14 protein-coding genes are annotated in these 18845 nt (G+C 49.1%); 10 read left to right on the top strand and 4 right to left on the bottom strand.

Annotated elements, in window-relative coordinates:
* Positions 1-108: 108 nt before the first annotated feature.
* The 4 genes from lon to V7051_RS14080 all read right to left on the bottom strand — a co-directional run bounded on the left by lon (position 109) and on the right by V7051_RS14080 (position 3865).
* Complete coding sequence (gene lon, locus V7051_RS14095) at positions 109-2532, bottom strand: endopeptidase La (RefSeq protein WP_333875824.1); 2424 nt, start codon at positions 2530-2532, stop codon at positions 109-111.
* A gap of 9 nt (positions 2533-2541) precedes the next feature.
* Positions 2542-2844: an Hsp20/alpha crystallin family protein gene (locus V7051_RS14090; protein ID WP_333875821.1), complete on the bottom strand. Its 303-nt coding sequence runs from the start codon at positions 2842-2844 to the stop codon at positions 2542-2544.
* 251 nt (positions 2845-3095) lie between these two features.
* On the bottom strand, positions 3096-3611 hold the full coding sequence (locus V7051_RS14085; RefSeq protein ID WP_333875820.1) for an aspartate carbamoyltransferase: 516 nt from the start codon (positions 3609-3611) through the stop codon (positions 3096-3098).
* 110 nt (positions 3612-3721) lie between these two features.
* Positions 3722-3865 carry a hypothetical protein gene (locus V7051_RS14080; RefSeq protein WP_333875818.1) on the bottom strand — a complete coding sequence of 48 codons (144 nt, stop codon included), beginning with the start codon at positions 3863-3865 and terminating at the stop codon, positions 3722-3724.
* A gap of 361 nt (positions 3866-4226) precedes the next feature.
* Here V7051_RS14080 and V7051_RS14075 point away from each other — a divergent pair, with 361 nt between their 5' ends.
* The 10 genes from V7051_RS14075 to V7051_RS14030 all read left to right on the top strand — a co-directional run bounded on the left by V7051_RS14075 (position 4227) and on the right by V7051_RS14030 (position 18614).
* Entirely contained in the window at positions 4227-4355 is a 129-nt protein-coding gene (locus tag V7051_RS14075) for a DUF3096 domain-containing protein (protein WP_333875816.1), read from the top strand.
* A gap of 111 nt (positions 4356-4466) precedes the next feature.
* The gene (locus V7051_RS14070) at positions 4467-4850 is read left to right on the top strand and encodes a DUF4398 domain-containing protein (protein ID WP_334181150.1); all 384 of its coding nucleotides are present in this window, start codon (positions 4467-4469) and stop codon (positions 4848-4850) included.
* A gap of 22 nt (positions 4851-4872) precedes the next feature.
* A complete protein-coding gene (locus tag V7051_RS14065; protein ID WP_333875814.1) occupies positions 4873-5670 on the top strand; it encodes an OmpA family protein in 798 nt (265 codons plus the stop codon).
* Positions 5671-5750: 80 nt separating this feature from the next.
* The gene (locus tag V7051_RS14060; RefSeq protein WP_333875812.1) at positions 5751-5894 is read left to right on the top strand and encodes a hypothetical protein; all 144 of its coding nucleotides are present in this window, start codon (positions 5751-5753) and stop codon (positions 5892-5894) included.
* Positions 5895-6190: 296 nt separating this feature from the next.
* Entirely contained in the window at positions 6191-6880 is a 690-nt protein-coding gene (locus V7051_RS14055; protein WP_333875810.1) for a DUF5752 family protein, read from the top strand.
* The gene (locus tag V7051_RS14050; protein WP_333875808.1) at positions 6877-8118 is read left to right on the top strand and encodes a glycosyltransferase; all 1242 of its coding nucleotides are present in this window, start codon (positions 6877-6879) and stop codon (positions 8116-8118) included. Before V7051_RS14055 ends, V7051_RS14050 begins: the two co-directional genes overlap by 4 nt.
* A gap of 9 nt (positions 8119-8127) precedes the next feature.
* Positions 8128-9981, top strand: a complete 1854-nt coding sequence (gene treZ / locus V7051_RS14045) for a malto-oligosyltrehalose trehalohydrolase (protein WP_333875806.1) — start codon at positions 8128-8130, stop codon at positions 9979-9981.
* 258 nt (positions 9982-10239) lie between these two features.
* Entirely contained in the window at positions 10240-13149 is a 2910-nt protein-coding gene (gene treY, locus V7051_RS14040) for a malto-oligosyltrehalose synthase (protein WP_333875804.1), read from the top strand.
* 188 nt (positions 13150-13337) lie between these two features.
* Positions 13338-15017, top strand: coding sequence for an autotransporter assembly complex protein TamA (locus V7051_RS14035; RefSeq protein ID WP_333875801.1), 1680 nt, complete (start codon positions 13338-13340; stop codon positions 15015-15017).
* A gap of 156 nt (positions 15018-15173) precedes the next feature.
* On the top strand, positions 15174-18614 hold the full coding sequence (locus V7051_RS14030; RefSeq protein WP_333875799.1) for a translocation/assembly module TamB domain-containing protein: 3441 nt from the start codon (positions 15174-15176) through the stop codon (positions 18612-18614).
* Positions 18615-18845: the final 231 nt, after the last annotated feature.

Raw genomic sequence — 18845 nt, 5'->3', positions numbered from 1 at the left:
TTCAATATCAATGTTTACGAGATATTAAACCGCGGTTTTACCCGCCTAACGCTGTAATAAAAAAACCGGTCAATTTTCTGTCTTTCGTGTATCAGTCTATTGGAAGGTTTAGGTTTTAAGATCATTTTCCACAGCAATGCTTAATGCGTCATCCACATTTTCCAACCAGATAAACCGGAGCTGATTTCTTACCGCTTCGGGTATTTCTTCAAAATCTTTTTTGTTCAGTGCCGGAAGCATAACTGTTTTTAGCCCCGCTCTGGCCGCAGCGATGACTTTCTCTTTAATGCCGCCGACCGGTAATACCAGTCCGCGCAGGCTGATTTCTCCGGTCATTGCCACATTGCTGTGTACGGTGCGCTCGGAAAATGCGGAAAATAATGCAATAAACATTGCAACGCCCGCGCTGGGGCCGTCTTTAGGAATGGCACCCGCCGGTACATGAACATGAATGTCGTTCTTTTTGAATATTTCCGGGCTTAAATTCAATTCATTGGCGCGCGATTTCACCAGGCTTAATGCAGCCTGGGCGCTTTCTTTCATGACCTCGCCCAACTGTCCGGTAAGGATAAGCTTGCCGTCACCGGGCAGACGGGTGGCTTCAATAAAAAGAATATCGCCGCCGACCGGTGTCCACGCAAGTCCGGTAGCAACGCCCGGAACGCTGGTACGCATCGCGACGTCGCTGTAAAACCTTTTCGGGCCCAGAATGTCCGCAATATGCTCGCTGTCGATCTGTTCACTCATGACAATGCCTTCGGCGATACGCATCGCTACGTGGCGGAATGCCGAGCCGATCTCGCGCTCCAGATTCCTGCAACCGGCTTCACGGGTGTAGTCCTGAATAATGGTCAGTATCGCGTCGTCGGTAATTGTGCATTGCTCGGGGCTTAAACCGTTACTTTCCTGTTGCCTGTGTACCAGATAGCGTTTGGCAATCTGAAGTTTTTCCTCGGAGGTGTAGCCGGTCAATTCAATGACTTCCATCCGGTCGCGCAAAGGCCCGGGAATACTGTCCAATACATTGGCCGTTCCGATAAACATCACATGGCTCAGATCGAATGCGACCGCCAGGTAATTATCGCGGAAAGTTGAGTTTTGCTCGGGATCCAATACTTCCAGCAAAGCCGAAGAAGGATCGCCATGAAATCCTCCTGAACCAATTTTGTCCATTTCATCGAGCATAAATACCGGATTATTGGTGCCCGCCTTGCGTATCGATTGAATAACGTTGCCCGGCAGTGCACCGATATAAGTGCGCCGGTGGCCGCGTATCTCGGCTTCGTCATGCAGGCCGCCGAGGCTGGCGCGTATAAATTCGCGCTCGGTTGCGCGGGCTATGCTGCGACCCAATGAAGTTTTGCCGACGCCGGGCGGTCCGACAAAGCATAAAATAGGGCTCTTGCCATTGGGGTTCAGCTTGCGCACAGCCAAGAATTCCAATATGCGTTTCTTGATTTTATCCAGGCCGTAATGATCTTCGTTAAGAATTTCACGGGCTTTTGCGATATCGATAACGCCCGCGCTTGAGACCGACCAGGGCAGTTCGGTTAACCAATCAAGGTAGGTGCGAATCATCGAATATTCACCGCTGGCATCCGGCATGTGCTGTAATCGGGCCAGCTCCTTGCGCGCCTGTTTTTCCACCTCTTCGGGCATTTTTGCCGCGCTGATGGCTTTGCTTATTTCTTCAATCTCGGCAGCGCCGCCTTCTTCTTCGCCCAATTCCTTTTGGATAGCCTTCATTTGTTCACGCAAAACGAATTCGCGTTGGCGTTGCCCCATCGTTTCCTGGGTTTGCTCGTTGATCTTGTTGGAAATTTTTAATACTTCGACTTGATAATTGAGTAACTCCAGAATTCTGTCGATACGTGCCTGTATATCAAACAGAGCCAGTATCTCTTGTTTTTCGACAGCTTTTGATATCAGGTAACTGGCGACCAAATCGGCCAGCATCGGAGGTGAAGTGATGGATTGAATCGCATTAATCAGTTCATCAGGCACTTGCTGCGTCTGGGCCAGCACTTCCAGCGCTTTTTGTTTGAGCGTTATGACGCGCGCTTCGACATCCTGGGAACTTGTTTCAGGTTCTTCATAAGGTTCGATCCGGGCGACGAGAAACGGATAGCCCTGTAAAAATTCCTGTACCCGAAAGCGTTGCACCCCTTGGCAAATGACATGATGCGTGCCGTCAGGCGCCGTTATATAACGTAAAATTTCCGCGACAGTACCGACGGAATAAAGGTCGTCAGGATTGGGCTCTTCATCTTTATCGCGCAATTGCATCAGCAATCCGATCGGTTTTTCGGAGCGAACAGCCTCTTGCACAGCGTTAATAGAGAGTTTACGGCCGATCACCAGCGGAGAAACGTTTTGCGGGAAAAGCACGGTTCCGCGCATAGGCACAATGATCATCGCGTCATTGGGAACAGGCGGAAATTGCGCCGGAGCTTCCTGTGTTATCGCTGAAGACGGCTCTTCCTTATTCGTTGTTGATCCCAGAAGTATATTTTTCAGATCCTTGATTTGCATAAAAAGCCCTTATATTTTTCGCAGTGAAATTAACAAACAACCGTTCACCAGTTCATTAGTGCCGATTTCAAAACGCCCCTCGGGCAGATCAATGCGCCGCTCAAATCGCCCATAAGGGATTTCCAGGCGTCGAATGTACGCTTTTGAGCTGTCCGGTAAATGGCGGTGTCCGTCAATAGTCAAATGGTCGTCTTCAAGCATCACTTTCAAATGTTCCGGGGCAACTCCCGGTAGCGCAATCATGATTCTGAACCCATAATCGGTTTCGTAGACATCGATCGGCGGTTCCCAAGCCGGTCGTTTGGAGTGCATAACAGCCCTCCTAAAAAATTGCTGATGCAGGCGGTCGGCCCGGTCCAATATTTCACAAGCTTCTGCCCACATCCATGTTTCAAGATTACGTAATGGCATAATGTCTTATTCCGGAGTGTTGCAGTTTGATTATTCAAGCCGCTTAATTATTTTTTTTCGGTTCATAAAGTACAGTCGGCTTTTATCGCAACTCAGGACAAGAGTCTCAGAGTATTTGCCGACTGTGGCTGCCATAGATGATTACCGTTCATTTATTCCGCAATTGTTGAATGATGCTGACTATGTCCCGGTATAACGTCGTTACCGTGATCTTTCAGTTGGGCGTCAAACCATAGATGAAGAGCCTGAATAAATTGGGGATACTCGGTCGAATAATGGATCTGTGCACCATTTTCTAAGGCTTTATATTCAAATTTTATATCATCGGTTTTAGCCAATTTTAACTGAGCCAGACCGGGCATATCAGCGCCGTGAACACTTTCAGTCGTTGAAAAATCACCTTTTCTGAACGCATTGGCAATTTTAAGTAAGTGTTCTTGGATCAATTTTATCTGCTTGGTATTGTCTGGCGATTTTGCGACGACATGCTGAATACCGCCATGAACAGTTTTGGTAAACGTTTGCAAGGTTTGGTCCAGTGAATAGGGCACCACCCGCTGTACGCGATGATGCACTTCCTCAACCGGCTTAGAGGGGGCTTGTTCAATAGCCGACGCGGTTGTATAAAAAAACACAAGCCAAACCAAGATTAATGGGTGATTTTTCATAATCGCACTTCCCGTTTAGTTAAGATCCAATGAAATTGACTTATGAGAAACTCTAAAACTCATAATGAAGTATCCCTTGCTTATGAATCCCGATAAATCCGTACAAGTACTTATAAATGCCGGTTTTGATGAGCCGCAGAGGAATCGGTACGCATTAAGAACATCCAGCCTTGACATTCAATGCTGTAGGAGCGGGCCATGCCCGCGATATTTTGACCGTGATTGTTGAGTTGCAGCTCCTTGGCCGCGGGCATGGCCCGCTCCTACAACGCTTAAATTTAATGGCCTGCGCTCTAAGTATTCATGCTTATTGAATATGGTTCGTAACCTTGTATTCTGGTCGCGTAATTGATGAGGATAGATTAGGTTTTTGGCCTGATGATGACTTCATTAAAGCTAACGGCGGAGGTTTCAGCTTTCTTATTTGCGCGAAAGAAGTTCTGTATCAGGATGCCGGAACAGCTTTTTTCAATCCGAAACAGGCGTCATAAAAAAGCAATCTAAAAAATCGACGAGGATTAAACATATTTTCAGTATCAACCAAGTCTGAGCCTGATTCCGAGGCGTCCGACCAGGAACCATAAGCTCAAGCCATGACAAAGGAAAGGTGGATCAATGTACGTTAATACACAAGCACTTCTCTCGCTTATCGCCGGAATTCTCATACTTCTCCGGCCTGCCTTATTGAATTACATCATCGCCATTTATCTTATTATCGTCGGCGTTCTGGGCCTGATCAGATGATTTCCGACAATGTCAAAGGTCAATGATATTCAGGACTTCCATCAAAACGTCTATACGCCAATCCGTAACTTGGGTTCTTGCGAATCCGTAGATCATCAAAAGGTGCATATTATGTTTACAGCTAATACGTTGTTGAGATTAGGGCCGTCGGCAGTATTGACAAGCTTGTTGTTCCTGGCGGGGTGCGGCTCGGCTCCGCCTAAAGATGCGCTGTCGCAGGCTGAAACAACCATTCAGAACGCAGAGCGGTCCGGGGCATCGCAGTACGAGCCTGAGCTGCTTAGCAGCGCTCGTACCAAGCTCAATCGCGCCAACGAGAAAGTGAAAGATGATGAAAATGATGAGGCGCGCAGAATGGCGGAAGAGGCCACTGCCGAAGCGACTTTAGCTGCTGCCAAAGCCGAGGCGGCAAAAGAGGCCCAACAGGCGGATGAAATGAAAAAGGCGATAGAAGCTTTGAAACAGGAATCTTCGCGTGAAAGCGAAGGTCAATAACCAGCCATCTTGGAGGCATGCCATGCGACCACAAATCTCTTTCCAGCTATCATCATTGGCCAGTATTTCCCTTGTCCTATTGAGCGGGTTGATGACAGCTTGCACACCGGCCGCCAATATGAGCCTTGACCGGGCTCGTAACGACTATCAGCAAGCGGCAAGCGACCCGGCAGTCAAGGCCGATGCTTCCGCGGATTTGTTTGCGGCCGAAAAGCTGCTGCAACAAGCCGAGGACTCTTGGAAGGAAGATGAAGACTCCGACGAGGTGGATCATCTTGCTTATCTAACCAGCCGAAAGGTGGACTTGGCGCGAGCTGTCGCTAGCCAGGCCGAATCGAAAAAAGCCTTTGAACAATTGAGCGCTCAAAAAGACCAGGTCCGCTTGCAGGCCCGCGATGCTGAAATCGCTAGGTTGAAAGCCAAAAAGGTTCCGCAAGGTATTCTGGTGACATTGGGCGATGTACTGTTCGATACGGGGCGTGCTAATCTGAAAGCCGGAAGCCTTCAGAATATGTATCCCTTGGTGGAGTATTTGAAAAACCATAGCGACACAATGGTCAAGATTGAGGGACATACCGATAACCGGGGATCTTCGGAATATAACGCCAATCTTTCACAAATGCGGGCCGAGGCCGTCAGTGCTTTCCTGGTCAACAACGGCGTCTCGCCGCAACGTATCACCGCGCAGGGTATGGGTAAGGATTATCCGGTCGCAACCAACTCAACCGCAGCAGGTCGTCAGCAAAACCGTCGCGTGGAAGTCACTATAACCGATGCACCGCAAACAATGACGCCGACTTCTTCGGGGAGCGGCATGTAAGGAGCATCGCCTGTCTCTGGAGGCCGTCAGAGTTTTTTTAACGTATTTACAGAGCAGGATAAGTAGTTGAGGTAAACATCATGAGCATTAAAGAAGCCCATCAAGATAAATTCGATGCTCAACCGGGCGAACATAGCATCAAGATTGATCAATTAAAGGCCAAAGCGGACAAAACCGAAGCGGAGGCCAAAATCGAGTATTACGAGCAGATGTATTCAAATTAAAGCTGTGGGAATTACAAAGCCTTATATATTAATGGCTTGTATATAAGGCGTATTTTGTTTTGCTGCGGAATTTGTGAAGAATTACCCCAAAAATCAGGCGGCTGCACAAATGTAAAGTGTATCAGGTCTCCTGATCAGAGGGATTCAAGCCGGAACAGGAGCCTTGCCAATGGTCATGATGCAAGGCTTTTAAATTTTATCGTGGCCATTCACCTGATTGGGTGCGGCGTACCGGGCTCTAAGCTCAAGATTTTGAGCTATTCATTTACTTGATTCTAACGCATGGAATTTTAAACATGAATACGATAAATACTAAACCCGAACCGGAAATACCGCATTTTGCATTAAAAGATTGCGCATTAATCGCAATTGCCACCCATAGACGCGCGAATACCTTAAAAGAATTCCGCGATCATATCAGTACCTTGAGCCCGGATAGCTTGTATTACCATTTTTGGGCGAGTCTGTTATTGCCGCATTTTGAAGAACGCGAGTACATCAACGATTTTGCCAGTTGGGTGCGCCATGGCCTTTCCGATACCAAATTGGCGGAACAACTGGCCATTCTTGACCCGACCTCATTCGATGATATCGATGAATTACGCTACCAGCTGCTGGAATACATCGATGATCGCATGGAAGAAAGTGAATATTTGCAATGGACTCGAGCTACGCGACAGTTTGAATTTATTCGCTCGCAGATTGTGGTATTCGATACCGGCACCCAAATAAGCGAACCGCATGCAATGTCGGACCTGATCTCCCGAATGTCGGCAAGCAGTATCTTTTACCATTTTATTGATGCCCGTCGCCGTGCTCCGGACAAAATGGATGATTTTTGTCGATGGCTGACTTTTTTTGGCGAAACTTATCAGCCCTTAATTGACCGGCTAAACGATATCGACCCTTATTTCAGTACGTTGGTGGAATTACGTCAACAAGTGGCAACCGCCTTTGAAAGCAATTTTTCGGAGCGAGCGTCATGACAACGATGTTAGAGGCTTATGCAGCGGTCACCGGCGCAGATGTGATCCGGCATCTGCAACAACTGGCGGAACTGTTGAAAGGCAAGTCTGTCGTGCATGTCAATTCCACTCGCGTTGGCGGCGGTGTTGCCGAAATATTGGAGAAACTTGTGCCGCTTTCCCGGGAACTCGGCATCGATACGCGCTGGGAAGTCATTACCGGCGATAGTGAGTTTTACCAGTGTACAAAAAGTATGCATAACGCAATACAGGGTGACAAAATCAATATTCCCGATAACTTGCTGAAACATTTTCTGGAAGTGAATGAGCAAAATGCCAAGCAATTGTGCACTATTCTGGAAGAAGCAGACTTTGTCTTTATTCATGATCCGCAGCCGGTTGCACTGCTCAAGTATTGCAGTAATCGAAAGGGCAAGTGGATCTGGCGTTGCCACATCGACGCCAGTCATCCGAACCGCGGAACCTGGCGATTTTTAGACCGGTTTGTGCGTGAATACGATGCCAGTATTTTTTCATTATCGCAGTTCGTTCAATTGCTGCCGCATCCCGCCTATATTATTCCACCCAGCATCGATCCTTTAAGCGACAAAAACATCGACTTGGCTCAAGACGAATTAGATACTGTGCGGATACGTTTCGGCATAGATCCCGATGCGCCGATGATCGTGCAGGTCTCGCGTTTTGACCGGTTTAAAGATCCGGTAGGCGTTATCAAAGCTTATAAACTCGCCAGGCAATATATACCTACCTTGCAATTGGTACTGGCCGGTGGGACTGCAACGGACGACCCGGAAGGCGAGGTCGTGCTTGATGAAGTGCGCATCGCAGCGGGTGATGATCCGAATATTAAAATCCTCCTGTTGCCGCCGGACGCACATCGCACCATTAATGCGTTACAACGGCTTGCTGATATTGTGCTGCAAAAATCCACCAAAGAGGGCTTCGGTCTTACCGTAACCGAAGCGCTTTGGAAAGGTAAGCCGGTTATCGGCGGCGATACCGGCGGCATTCGTTTACAGGTCATCAATTTTCATACCGGATTTTTAGTCAACACGCCGGAAGGAGCTGCGTTGCGCATTCGTTACTTGTTTAATCAAAAGCAGAAAATGCAGGAAATGGGCGTTAAATCGAAAGAGTTCGTCCGCGAAAACTTCCTGCTAACCCGCCAATTACGTGAGCATCTGACCTTAATGGTATCGCTGCAACATAGCGCAGGTGACCGTATCGAATTAAGTTGAGCTTTAGCGATGTCAAGCGTGCATCGATCACATGCCATGCCGTTCGGAACTCATATCCGGGATGACGGTAAGATTAACTTTAGATTATGGGCGCCCGGAGCCGTCAAGGTTGAACTATGCCTGCAAGGCCGCGCGCCTGAACTCAGGTTATTGATGACGCCCGAAGCGGATGGCTGGCATGGCATTACCACCGAGCTGGCCGGTATCGGGTTTTATTACCAATACCTGATCGATGAAGCCTACTATATTCCCGATCCCGTTTCCCGTTATCAACCTCAGGATGTGAACGGTTCCAGCCAGGTTATCGATCCCAATGCCTGGCAATGGCAGGACCATGACTGGAAAGGACGGCCTTGGGAAGAGACCGTGTTTTATGAACTGCATGTCGGCACTTTCAGTGAAGAAGGCACTTTTGCGGGGGTAAAAAAACGCCTGGATTATCTGGTCGATTTGGGTGTGACCGCAATACAGCTAATGCCTATTGCCGATTTTCCCGGTCAACGTAATTGGGGTTATGACGGCGTATTGCTGTTTGCGCCTGAATGCCGCTACGGTACGCCCGATGAACTTAAAGACCTGATTGCAACCGCGCATGCGAAAGGCTTGATGGTTTTTAACGATGTGGTTTACAACCATTTCGGTCCGGAAGGCAATTATCTGTATCTGTATGCGCCGCCGTTTTTCACTGATCGTTTCCAGACTCCGTGGGGCGATGCTATCAATTTCGACCTTGAACATAATCACTGGGTGCGCTGGTTCTTTATCCACAATGCCCTATATTGGTTGGAGGAATATCATTTCGACGGTTTACGCTTCGATGCGATACACGCCATTTTTGATGACTCATCACCGGATATTCTGGAAGAGCTGGTCGAAGCCGTCCGGCTGGGGCCGGGATACGATCGTCCTGTCTATTTAGTATTGGAAAACGACAATAATGCCGCTCATTATTTAAGACACGATCCGTCTTTGCCGTACCGTTATTTCGATGCGCAATGGAATGACGACCTTCATCATGTTTTGCATGTCCTGTTAACCGGCGAGAATACAGGGTATTACCGAGATTATAGCCAACAGCCTCTACGTCATTTGGGCCGCTGTTTAACCGAGGGTTTTGCTTATCAGGGCGAAGGCTCCGCTTACCGGGACGGGAAACGGCGAGGCGAATCTTGTTCGGGTTTGCCGATGACGGCTTTTGTATCTTATTTACAGAACCATGACCAGATCGGTAACCGGGCACTGGGTGAGCGCATCTCAAGCCTTTGCGCTTCGGAAGCTTTACGCGCGGCGACAGCGGTTTTATTGCTGTCGCCTACGCTTCCGTTGTTGTTTATGGGACAGGAGTGGGCTTGTAGCCGACCTTTTACCTACTTTGTGGATTTTCCCGAAGAGTTGGGCGATAGCGTGAACTTGGGCCGGTTTCAGGAATTTTCCAGATTCCCGGAATTTAACACTATAGAATCGCAATTAAAAATACCTTTGCCCAATGCAGCGCAAACCTATCGGGCGGCCATATTGGCATGGGATGAAGCGGACAGGGAGCCGCATCGTCAATGGCTGGCCTATCACCGGGAGTTATTGCGACTTCGTCGCTGCCACATTACCCCAAGGATAAAAACAATAGCCGCGGGACAAGCCCATTACCTGATTTTTGATGACAAGGCATTAACTGTGCAATGGCGGTTGAACGATGCTTCAACGCTAAGGTTGGTCGCAAATCTTGGCAACGAATCGGCAAAGATTGATTATGCCTGCCGCGGAACCGTGTTGTTTGCCAGTGATTCCGAAGTGGATAAAAACTTGCGCCAAGGCTTTTTAAGCCCTTGGTCAGTGGTTTTTTATTTAGAGGAAGCCGAAAAATGATTCCCGAAAAAGCGGCTTATCCACGAAAGGCACGAAAAGCACGAAAAAACTTAAGTGGATATGTAGGGCGTGCCGTGCGCGCCTTAGAGATTATTAAGGCGCGCACGGCACGCCCTACGGTAGATGAAGCTGGACGATTATGTTATCCCTCGTCCTGTGAATGGCCGAACCCTTGCCTGTGCATGTTATTCATTAATTCACAGCGTTCGTGCTTTTCGTGTCTTTCGTGGACTGATTGTTGTTTTTAGGCTTAGCAGCGTGACTGCCGATTTTAATATGACGGTTTTGCCTGATCCGCTAAATCAGCCGGGACAGGCGGTCATTCCGGTTTCGACTTACCGCCTGCAATTTAACAAGCAGTTTACGTTTGCCGAGGCGACCCGGTTTATTGCCTATCTTCGCCGGCTCGGCATCAGTCATTTTTATGTCTCTCCCTACCTGAAAGCCCGTCCGGGCAGCACGCACGGTTACGATATCGTCGACCATAACGAACTCAACCCAGAAATCGGCAGCCATGAAGATTTCGAACGTTTTATCGATGAATTGCATAAGAACGGGATGGGCTTGGTAACGGATATTGTCCCGAACCACATGGCGATTATGGGCAGCGACAATATCTGGTGGTTGGATGTGTTGGAGAATGGTCAGGCTTCCTGTCATGCCTCGTTTTTTGATATTGATTGGTATCCGGTGAAGAAAGCGCTGCAACATAAAATATTGCTCCCCGTGCTCGGCGACCATTACGGCAATATCTTGGAACAGCAGGAACTGAAACTGGTTTTCGATGCCGAGCAGGGCGAGTTTAGCGTTTATTACTATCAGCACCGGTTTCCGGTCGATCCGCAAACTTATCCGTTTATCCTGAACTCGCAACACCAACAGTTGTTGAATTATTTCACTGCCGACGATCCTGTGTTCATGGAATACCAGACCGTCGATAACAGTTTCAGCAAATTGCCTTTGCGCACGGATAGGGCCGAGGAAAAAATAGAAGAACGTAAACGGGATAAAGAAGTCTTTAAAAAACAGCTCGCCAAGCTTTGTGCGGACAGTCCTTTGCTGACTGAGTTTATTAATTTCCGGGTAGCGGAAATTAACCGGATAGCGGGCGAGGACGGCGAATTACATGCATTACTGGAGCAGCAGGTTTATCGGCTGGCTTATTGGCGCGTTGCCGGCGACGAAATCAATTACCGCCGTTTTTTTGATATCAACGAACTGGCCGGGCTGCGTATTGAAGATGAAAAAGTATTCGATGCGACGCATCAATTGATCCTGTCGCTTATCGAACAGGGCAAGATCCAGGGACTGCGTATCGATCATGCGGACGGTTTGTATGATCCGGCAGCCTATTATCAGCGTCTTAATAAAAAAATTGCGGCTGTTTTAAAGTCCGGCACCGATCAGGATACGCCGCCCATCTATATCGTGGCTGAGAAAATTGTCGCCAACTATGAATATTTATCCAACAACTGGCCGATTCACGGCACTACCGGTTACGAGTTTGCGAATATCGTTAACGGCGTGTTTATCGATGGCAGCGCAGAAAAATCGTTCGCACATTGTTACGCACGTTTCATAGGCCATCGGCAGGATTTCGACGAACTGGTGTATCAGGCAAAAAAACAGGTGATGACGACCGCGTTGGCCAGCGAATTGAATGTGCTTGCCAACCTGTTGAGCAAAATCGCCGAGGCCAGTTCAAAAACACGGGACTACACGCTCAATGCATTGCGCAATGCCTTATCGGAAGTTATCGCATGTTTTCCTGTTTACCGGACTTATATCAACAGCCGAACCGTAGGCAAAGAGGACGGCCAGTATATCAAGTGGGCGGTTGACCAAGGCAAGCAACGAAGCGGGGCGGCTGATAAAACCGTGTTTGAGTTTATCCGGCACCTTCTGCTTCTGGAATACAATTCCGTGGCGACAGACAGGGATTTGTTGAACTTTGTAATGAAATTTCAACAATACACTTCGCAGGTTATGGCTAAAGGTTATGAAGATACCGGGCTTTATCAATATAACCGGCTGATTTCTTTAAATGAAGTGGGCGGCGATCCGCGGCACTTCGGAAACTCGGTCAATGCTTTTCATCATTTTAATCTGGAGCGGATTAAGAAATGGCCGCATACTCTGTTATGTCTATCCACTCACGATAGTAAACACAGCGCCGACGTGCGGGCAAGAATCAATGTGTTGAGTGAAATACCCCAGCAATGGCAGGAAGCGGTATTAGGCTGGCAACGTTTGAACAGGTCCAAAAAAACCAAAATGAACAGAGTCGTCATTGCGCGCAATGATGAATACCTGTTTTACCAGGTGTTGATTGGAACCTGGCCGCTGACAAGTCTGACCGACGCGGAAGCGGCCGATTATCGGCAACGCATCCGGAGTTATATGATTAAGGCGGTTCGTGAAGCAAAACAATACAGCTCGTGGCTCGATCCTAATGAAGAATATGAGCTGGCCGTCGATCAATTTATTTGCCGATGCCTGGACGCCAATACCGGTGCATTGTTCTTAAATGATTTTACCGAGTTCGAAAAAGGAATCAGGAAACCCGGTTTGTATAATGCGCTTGCGCAGGCAGTGTTATTGATAACCTCGCCGGGCGTGCCCGATATCTATCAAGGCCATGAATTATGGCAATTTACCTTGGTTGATCCCGATAACCGTCGACCTGTCGACTTCGGTAAGAACAGCCGGTTATTAAATGAGATCGAGGCGATGTTGGCGGAAACGGATTTTGACCGGCTGCAATTTATCAGCTCATTATTGGAAAATATGGAAGACGGGCGCATCAAGCTTTTTGTGGTTATGCAGGCTTTACGCTTTCGTCACCAATATGCCGGGTTATTCAGCAACGGCGAATACCAGAAAGTGAATGTCCATGGCGCCGGAGCTGACCGGTTGCTGGCTTTTGCCCGGCAAGATCAACATAACATTGCTGTTATCGTCGTACCCCGATTAAACGGACTTACAGCATCGGAAGATGTCGGGGCCGATACCTGGCTGGAATTGCCGCAAAAAGGGCCAAGGTACTATCAGGAACTGTTCAGTCAATGCCGGGTTATGGCCGAAGCAGGTGAAGATTATCTCCGGCTTTTTGTTCGTGAGCCGTTACAATCAATCCCGTTCGTCATTTTATTTGGCGTTGTTGAATAAGGTCATTTCCATGAAAGAACATTATTCCAAATGTGATTTTTTATTCACCACGAAGGCACGAAGAACACGAAGAATAAATATAAACTTCGTGATCTACGTGTCTTGGTAGTCTTGTAGGGTACGCAGTGCGTACCTTTCAGCTCATTCCCGCAACCTTCTGCATTGTGCCGTTTACACTGCTGTTGTGTATGGCGGCTCCTCCTGCTAATGCGGACGTCACCGTTAACGGGCTTGAAAGCGAGGCTAAAAAAAATGTCCAGCTGACATTGTCGTTGGCGAAAGAACAATGCCAAACGCCGGAATGGAAAATACGCGCTTTGTTTAACAAAGCCGATGACGAAATATATGAGGCCTTACGGGCTTTGGGTTATTACCACCCGGTGACTGAAAAATCACTGGTTTTCGAGCCGAAATGCTGGCAAGCGGCTTTTACGATCGATTCCGGGCCGCGAACCATTGTTGACGGCGTCGCCATCCGCTTGAACGGCGATGCCGATGACGATCCTGCGTTTCAAAAATTACGCACTGAGTTGCTGGCTGAAAACGGCAAGCCTTTGCGCCACGATGACTACGAAAAGATGAAAAGCCGCCTGCAATCGCTGGCGATGGAGCGCGGTTACCTGCAAGCCGGGTTTTCGGAAAAACAGTTGTTAATCGACAAAGCCAACAACAAGGCGCAGATCAAGCTGGTGTTCGATAGTGGCCAACGCCGGGTATTCGGCGAAGTGACCGTCGAACAGGATGTCTTGAATCCCGATTTTGTCCGTGAATTCATTTCAGTGAAAAGCGGCGATTTTTATTCCAGCGAGCAACTGGCTAAAACCCACACCGCGCTATCGAAAAGTGGCTATTTCGACAGGATAGGAATACGCCCGGATACCGAACATACCGATCAAAACCGGGTTCCTGTCAGCATCAAACTTTATCCTGCAAAAATCCATCATTACGGCATCGGCATCGGTTACGATACCGACATAGGGCCTTTAGTCAATGCGGCTTATAAGAATCGCCGGGTCAATCGCCGGGGACATTTTATTACTGCAAATCTTGATATTGCTCAGGTGCGCTCAACAGCCGATGCCGAATACAACATACCGCTGGACGATCCGGTCAACGATTTTTTCAGTTTCGGCGGCGGGTTTAAACGGGAAGAAGTGAACACCTACACCTCCAAGTCGGCAAAGCTTTCCGCGCGGTTAAAGCACGCCTTCGATAGCGGCTGGAAGCAAACGCTGTTTATCGACTCGCTTTATGAAGACTTTACCATCGGCACGACATCCAACCAGGTTTATTTATTAGTACCCGGCGGCAGCTGGCTGCGCTCAGTTGCTGACAGCACGATGCGGCCAACCCGAGGTTACCGTCTGGAGTTCAACCTGGCAGGCAGTTATAAAAATCCTGTTTCCGAGGTCAGTTTTGTGCAGGGCTCGGTAGCCGCGGTATGGACGCACCCGTTACCGTGGCGCGCCCGGTTTATCGGCCGGGCCGAGCAGGGGGCAACGCTGGTTGACCAATTCGACAAGCTGCCGCCATCGTACCGGTTCTTCGCCGGCGGCATGAACAGCGTGCGCGGTTATGCCTACAGGGACCTGGGCCCAAGGGACAATCTGGGCAATATCATCGGCGGCAAGCTGTTAACCGTGGTCAGCGCGGAATATGAACATTACCTGTTCGATAACTGGGGAGTTGCGGCATTTATCGACGGCGGCAATGCTTATAATCCGGACAATATCAGGATCAAAACCGGCGCCGGTTTGGGCGTCAGGTGGTATTCGCCTATAGGCCCGGTCAGGCTGGATTTCGCGGTACCGTTAAGTGAATCGGATTCTTCATTTCAAATCCATTTTGCCGCAGGGACGAGGTTATGATGTTGAAAAAAACAGCTTGTCCACGAAAATATTTAAGTGGAAGCTTATCTGCCGTAGGGCGTGCCGTGCGCGCCTTAATAATCTCCAAGGCGCGCACGGCACGCCCTACATTTTCGTGTCTTTCGTGCTTTTCGTGGACAAACCGCCGTTTTTAACATGATGAAGCGCATTCTCCTGATTATCTTAGTCCTGCTGTTGATGATACCTGTCGGCTTGCTCGGCTTGATGAACAGCGCAACCGGCAGCCGCTGGCTGTTGCAGACGGTTTTTTCAACTTTACCGGCACAGGTTTCAGTTAAAACCATTGAAGGCAGCTTGCTTGAACGTATTGTGCTTTCCGATTTGCTCTACAAAAGCGGCACGGAAACGGTCGCCGTTAAAAACCTCGTGTTCGCCTGGCAACCTTTCGAACTGTTTTCAGGCACTTTAAAAATTGACGATATTACGCTGAATGATGTCAGCGTCAGCGTGACTGAGACCGCGCCTTCGGAACCAAGTACTTTCGACTTTAATGCCGAGCTACCCCTGCCGGTGCAGATCGTGATTGAAAACCTGCTGTTGACCGATCTTACATTTCAGCAAGGTGACCAGCGACAACAACTACAAAAGCTGCATTTGGCCGCGTTTACCGAACAGGGCCGGGTTAATCTCGTGTCGCTGGACGTTAACGCCAAACCGGTGACCGCGACAGTCAAAGGGCAAATAGGCTTGGGCAAGGGCTTTCCATTGAGCCTGACTGCCGAGTGGCAGGCGACAACGGCCGACTACGGCTTATGGCAAGCGACAACGACAGTCAACGGCGACATCCAGCAACTGGCTTTCGATAATCGATTGTCATCGCCATTCAAATCAGCCCTAAAAGGCCGTCTGGAACAGTTGCAGGATACGCCGCGTATAAACGCTCATGGCGATTGGCAAAATCTTAACTGGCCGCTTGGCGGCGGTAAACCGCAACTCAGCAGTGAGCAGGGGACGCTTGATGTGGACGGTTTGCTCAGCGATTACCGGATCATGCTAAACGCACAGCTAACGCCGTTGTCTTTGCCGAAAGCCCAATTAACGTTTAACGGCCAAGGCAGCACCGAGGCGTTGTCCATTAAAGAACTGGAACTCAAATCGACGGCCGGGGCATTTCAGCTCGTCGGCGATGTGTCCTGGAAAGACGCTACCGTTTTCGATTTGACCGCAAGCGGGCAGGATTTTAATCCGGCCATCCTGTTACCGGAACTTCCCGGCAGCCTGACTTTTAATACGCATGTCAAAGGCAAACTGGCCGGAGCCGCATTACAATTGGATGCCGAGATTAACAAGCTGTCCGGCAAATTACGCGGTTATCCGGTCAGCGCAAGCGGCAAGCTGGCTTTGGCCGACGAACAGCTGAAAGTCGATGCGCTACAGCTTGTTTCGGGAAAGAATAAAGTGGCTGTCAACGGAACGCTGGGACAAGAGCAAGCGACTCTTATTGTCGCTATCGACGCCCCGGCTTTGGAATCGCTATGGCCGGGCCTGGGCGGAAGCTTGAAAGGAAAGGGGAATCTGCAAGGCGCGTGGCTTAATCCGTCGGTGAAATTTCAGGCCGGCGGCAAGCGTTTGCATTTTGCCGAATACAGCGCCGAGCAGTTGGCCGTTAATATCGATTATCAAGCCGATACAAAACGTACCTCAAAAATACAACTGTCCGCCAATGCGATCAAAACCGGCGGCGTTCAAATTGCAAAACTGCTGATTGACGGTTTGGGTACGCTCGAGCAGCATCGTTTTACAGCCGATATCGATTCTTCTTACGGCGATCTATCCAGCGCGTTGACCGGCAGTTTCAAAAACGATGTCTGGCAGGGCGATGTGTCGAAACTGGATTTGAATACCCGCGATGCCGGACGCTGGCAGCTTAGCAATAACCTGGTTGCCCGAGTGGCAAAAAGCCCTGCCGGTATGGATATCACCTTGGCAAAAGCCTGTTTAACTCAGCAAGGCGCCGATCTTTGCGTACAAGGGCATTACCCGGCCGACGGCGATTTTCAATTTAAAGCTAACGCGACCGCATTGCCGACAGGCTTGATGCAAGCTTTCTTACCGGAGACCATGCAGCTAAAAGGTTTTATCAATGCCGATGCGGACATGCAAAAGCAACAGGGTTCGCTGAACGGCAATTTCCGGGTGACGATGCCCGCAAACGCAAAGCTGCTGTTACAGACCCAGCAAGGGCCGATTGATTTTACCTTGGGTGCATGGTCGGTATCGGGCCAACTGAAGGAAACGCTGGTTTCAGCCGATTTCGACCTGGCCCTGACCGGCAAGGATTATCTGCGCGGGCAAGTGCAACTGGATACCGGGCTGGATAGGGCTTTGGCCGGACGGATAACAGGCTCGGTGCTTAACTTTGCCTTTTTGAATCCTTTTATTCCTCAGCTATCGAACATTAAAGGCGAGCTTAAAGCGGATTTAGCTTTACAAGGCCGCACCGACAAACCCATTGTCAGCGGAGCGCTACGGTTCACCGGGGGAGCTGTCGATTTTGCAGAGCTGGGGCTCGGAATCCGGGACATCGAACTCCAGGCGCTTGCATCCGCCAACGATGCCGAGCGCATTCAACTCAGCGGTTCGGCAAAATCGGGGCAAGGTTCAATCCAGCTCGACGGCTTTGCGAATTTGCAAGGAGCTGCCGAGCTAACGCTGAACGGAACGGATTTTGAGGTAGCTAAATTATCGGAAGCGCAAGTAACCGTTTCACCGGAATTAAAAGGGATATTTAGCGCGGACCAGCGCAAAGTGACCGGCAAGTTAAAGATACCCAAAGCAATCTTGCAGCTTACTCAACTCCCTGAGAATTCGGTAAAAGTCAGTAGCGACGAAGTGATTCTCGGCGAACAAAAAACCGAACAAAACCCGGTGAAAGCAATCCCTCTCGATGCCGATGTCGATATCGAGCTCGGCAAACAAGTCAGCTTTTCAGGCCAAGGACTGAAAAGCAATCTGTCCGGCAAATTGAAAATGACCAAGACCGGAGAAACAACGGCCATGTATGGCAATGTCAACATGGATAAGGCGACTTATAAAAGTTACGGGCAGGACCTTAGCGTCCGTACAGGACGTATCCTTTTTAACGGCCCGGTCGATAAGCCCTGGTTGGACGTGGAAGCCGTACGTGTTTCAAAAGATAAAAGCGTGACCGCTATTCTCAGCGTGACCGGCCCGCTGGATGCGCCGAAAACGCATTTATCTTCCGAACCTGACTTGCCGGAAGAAGAAGTGCTGGCCTATTTGATTACCGGCGGGCCGTTAAACGAAGTCAGCAAATCGGAAGGCAATGCGGTTGCCGCCGCCGCGTTATCTTACGGTGCCGGTAAAGCCTCATGGATTTCCGACAAATTGGGCGTAGGTGAAATTCAAGTCGAACAGGGAAAAACGCTACAGGATACGCTGGCTTCAGTAGGCCAGTACCTGACGCCGAATTTGTATGTGGGCACCAAAGTCGGTTTGTTTAATCAACAGGTTGTATTGGTATTAAAGCGCAAGCTGACCAAGAGCTTGAATGTTGAAACGCAGACCGGCACATCGCAACGGATAAAGCTTAATTATGAGAAGGATAGTAATTAAGGGACTTCAAAAGATCGTCTACGAAAAGCACGAACGTCACCAATATTCCTGCCGTAGGGAACGCTTGGTTCCGCGCTCATTGGCGCGCCCTACAACGTCCAATGTATTGAAAGATCCGGCCTAATAGTTTCAGCCAAAATAATCATTCGAAGTTCAAGCAAAACATTGCGGTACGCGATTTTATCGATCAAATGATAAATGGCGGCAACCTCCTCAAATTCGTGACGAATA

Source organism: Methylobacter sp. (assembly GCF_036845245.1).
In the GTDB taxonomy this organism is placed as follows: domain Bacteria; phylum Pseudomonadota; class Gammaproteobacteria; order Methylococcales; family Methylomonadaceae; genus Methylobacter_A.
Note: the sequence above shows the minus strand (reverse complement) of the source record. Positions and strands in the feature narration are given on the sequence as shown.

Bases quoted from the DNA above. Each gene is read 5' to 3' on its own strand.
- lon (WP_333875824.1), bottom strand. From the start codon at position 2,532: ATGCAAATCAAGGATCTGAAAAATATACTTCTGGGATCAACAACGAAT.
- V7051_RS14090 (WP_333875821.1), bottom strand. From the start codon at position 2,844: ATGCACTCCAAACGACCGGCTTGGGAACCGCCGATCGATGTCTACGAA.
- V7051_RS14085 (WP_333875820.1), bottom strand. From the start codon at position 3,611: ATGAAAAATCACCCATTAATCTTGGTTTGGCTTGTGTTTTTTTATACA.
- V7051_RS14080 (WP_333875818.1), bottom strand. From the start codon at position 3,865: ATGCCCGCGGCCAAGGAGCTGCAACTCAACAATCACGGTCAAAATATC.
- V7051_RS14075 (WP_333875816.1), top strand. From the start codon at position 4,227: ATGTACGTTAATACACAAGCACTTCTCTCGCTTATCGCCGGAATTCTC.
- V7051_RS14070 (WP_334181150.1), top strand. From the start codon at position 4,467: ATGTTTACAGCTAATACGTTGTTGAGATTAGGGCCGTCGGCAGTATTG.
- V7051_RS14065 (WP_333875814.1), top strand. From the start codon at position 4,873: ATGCGACCACAAATCTCTTTCCAGCTATCATCATTGGCCAGTATTTCC.
- V7051_RS14060 (WP_333875812.1), top strand. From the start codon at position 5,751: ATGAGCATTAAAGAAGCCCATCAAGATAAATTCGATGCTCAACCGGGC.
- V7051_RS14055 (WP_333875810.1), top strand. From the start codon at position 6,191: ATGAATACGATAAATACTAAACCCGAACCGGAAATACCGCATTTTGCA.
- V7051_RS14050 (WP_333875808.1), top strand. From the start codon at position 6,877: ATGACAACGATGTTAGAGGCTTATGCAGCGGTCACCGGCGCAGATGTG.
- treZ (WP_333875806.1), top strand. From the start codon at position 8,128: ATGTCAAGCGTGCATCGATCACATGCCATGCCGTTCGGAACTCATATC.
- V7051_RS14035 (WP_333875801.1), top strand. From the start codon at position 13,338: ATGGCGGCTCCTCCTGCTAATGCGGACGTCACCGTTAACGGGCTTGAA.
- V7051_RS14030 (WP_333875799.1), top strand. From the start codon at position 15,174: ATGATGAAGCGCATTCTCCTGATTATCTTAGTCCTGCTGTTGATGATA.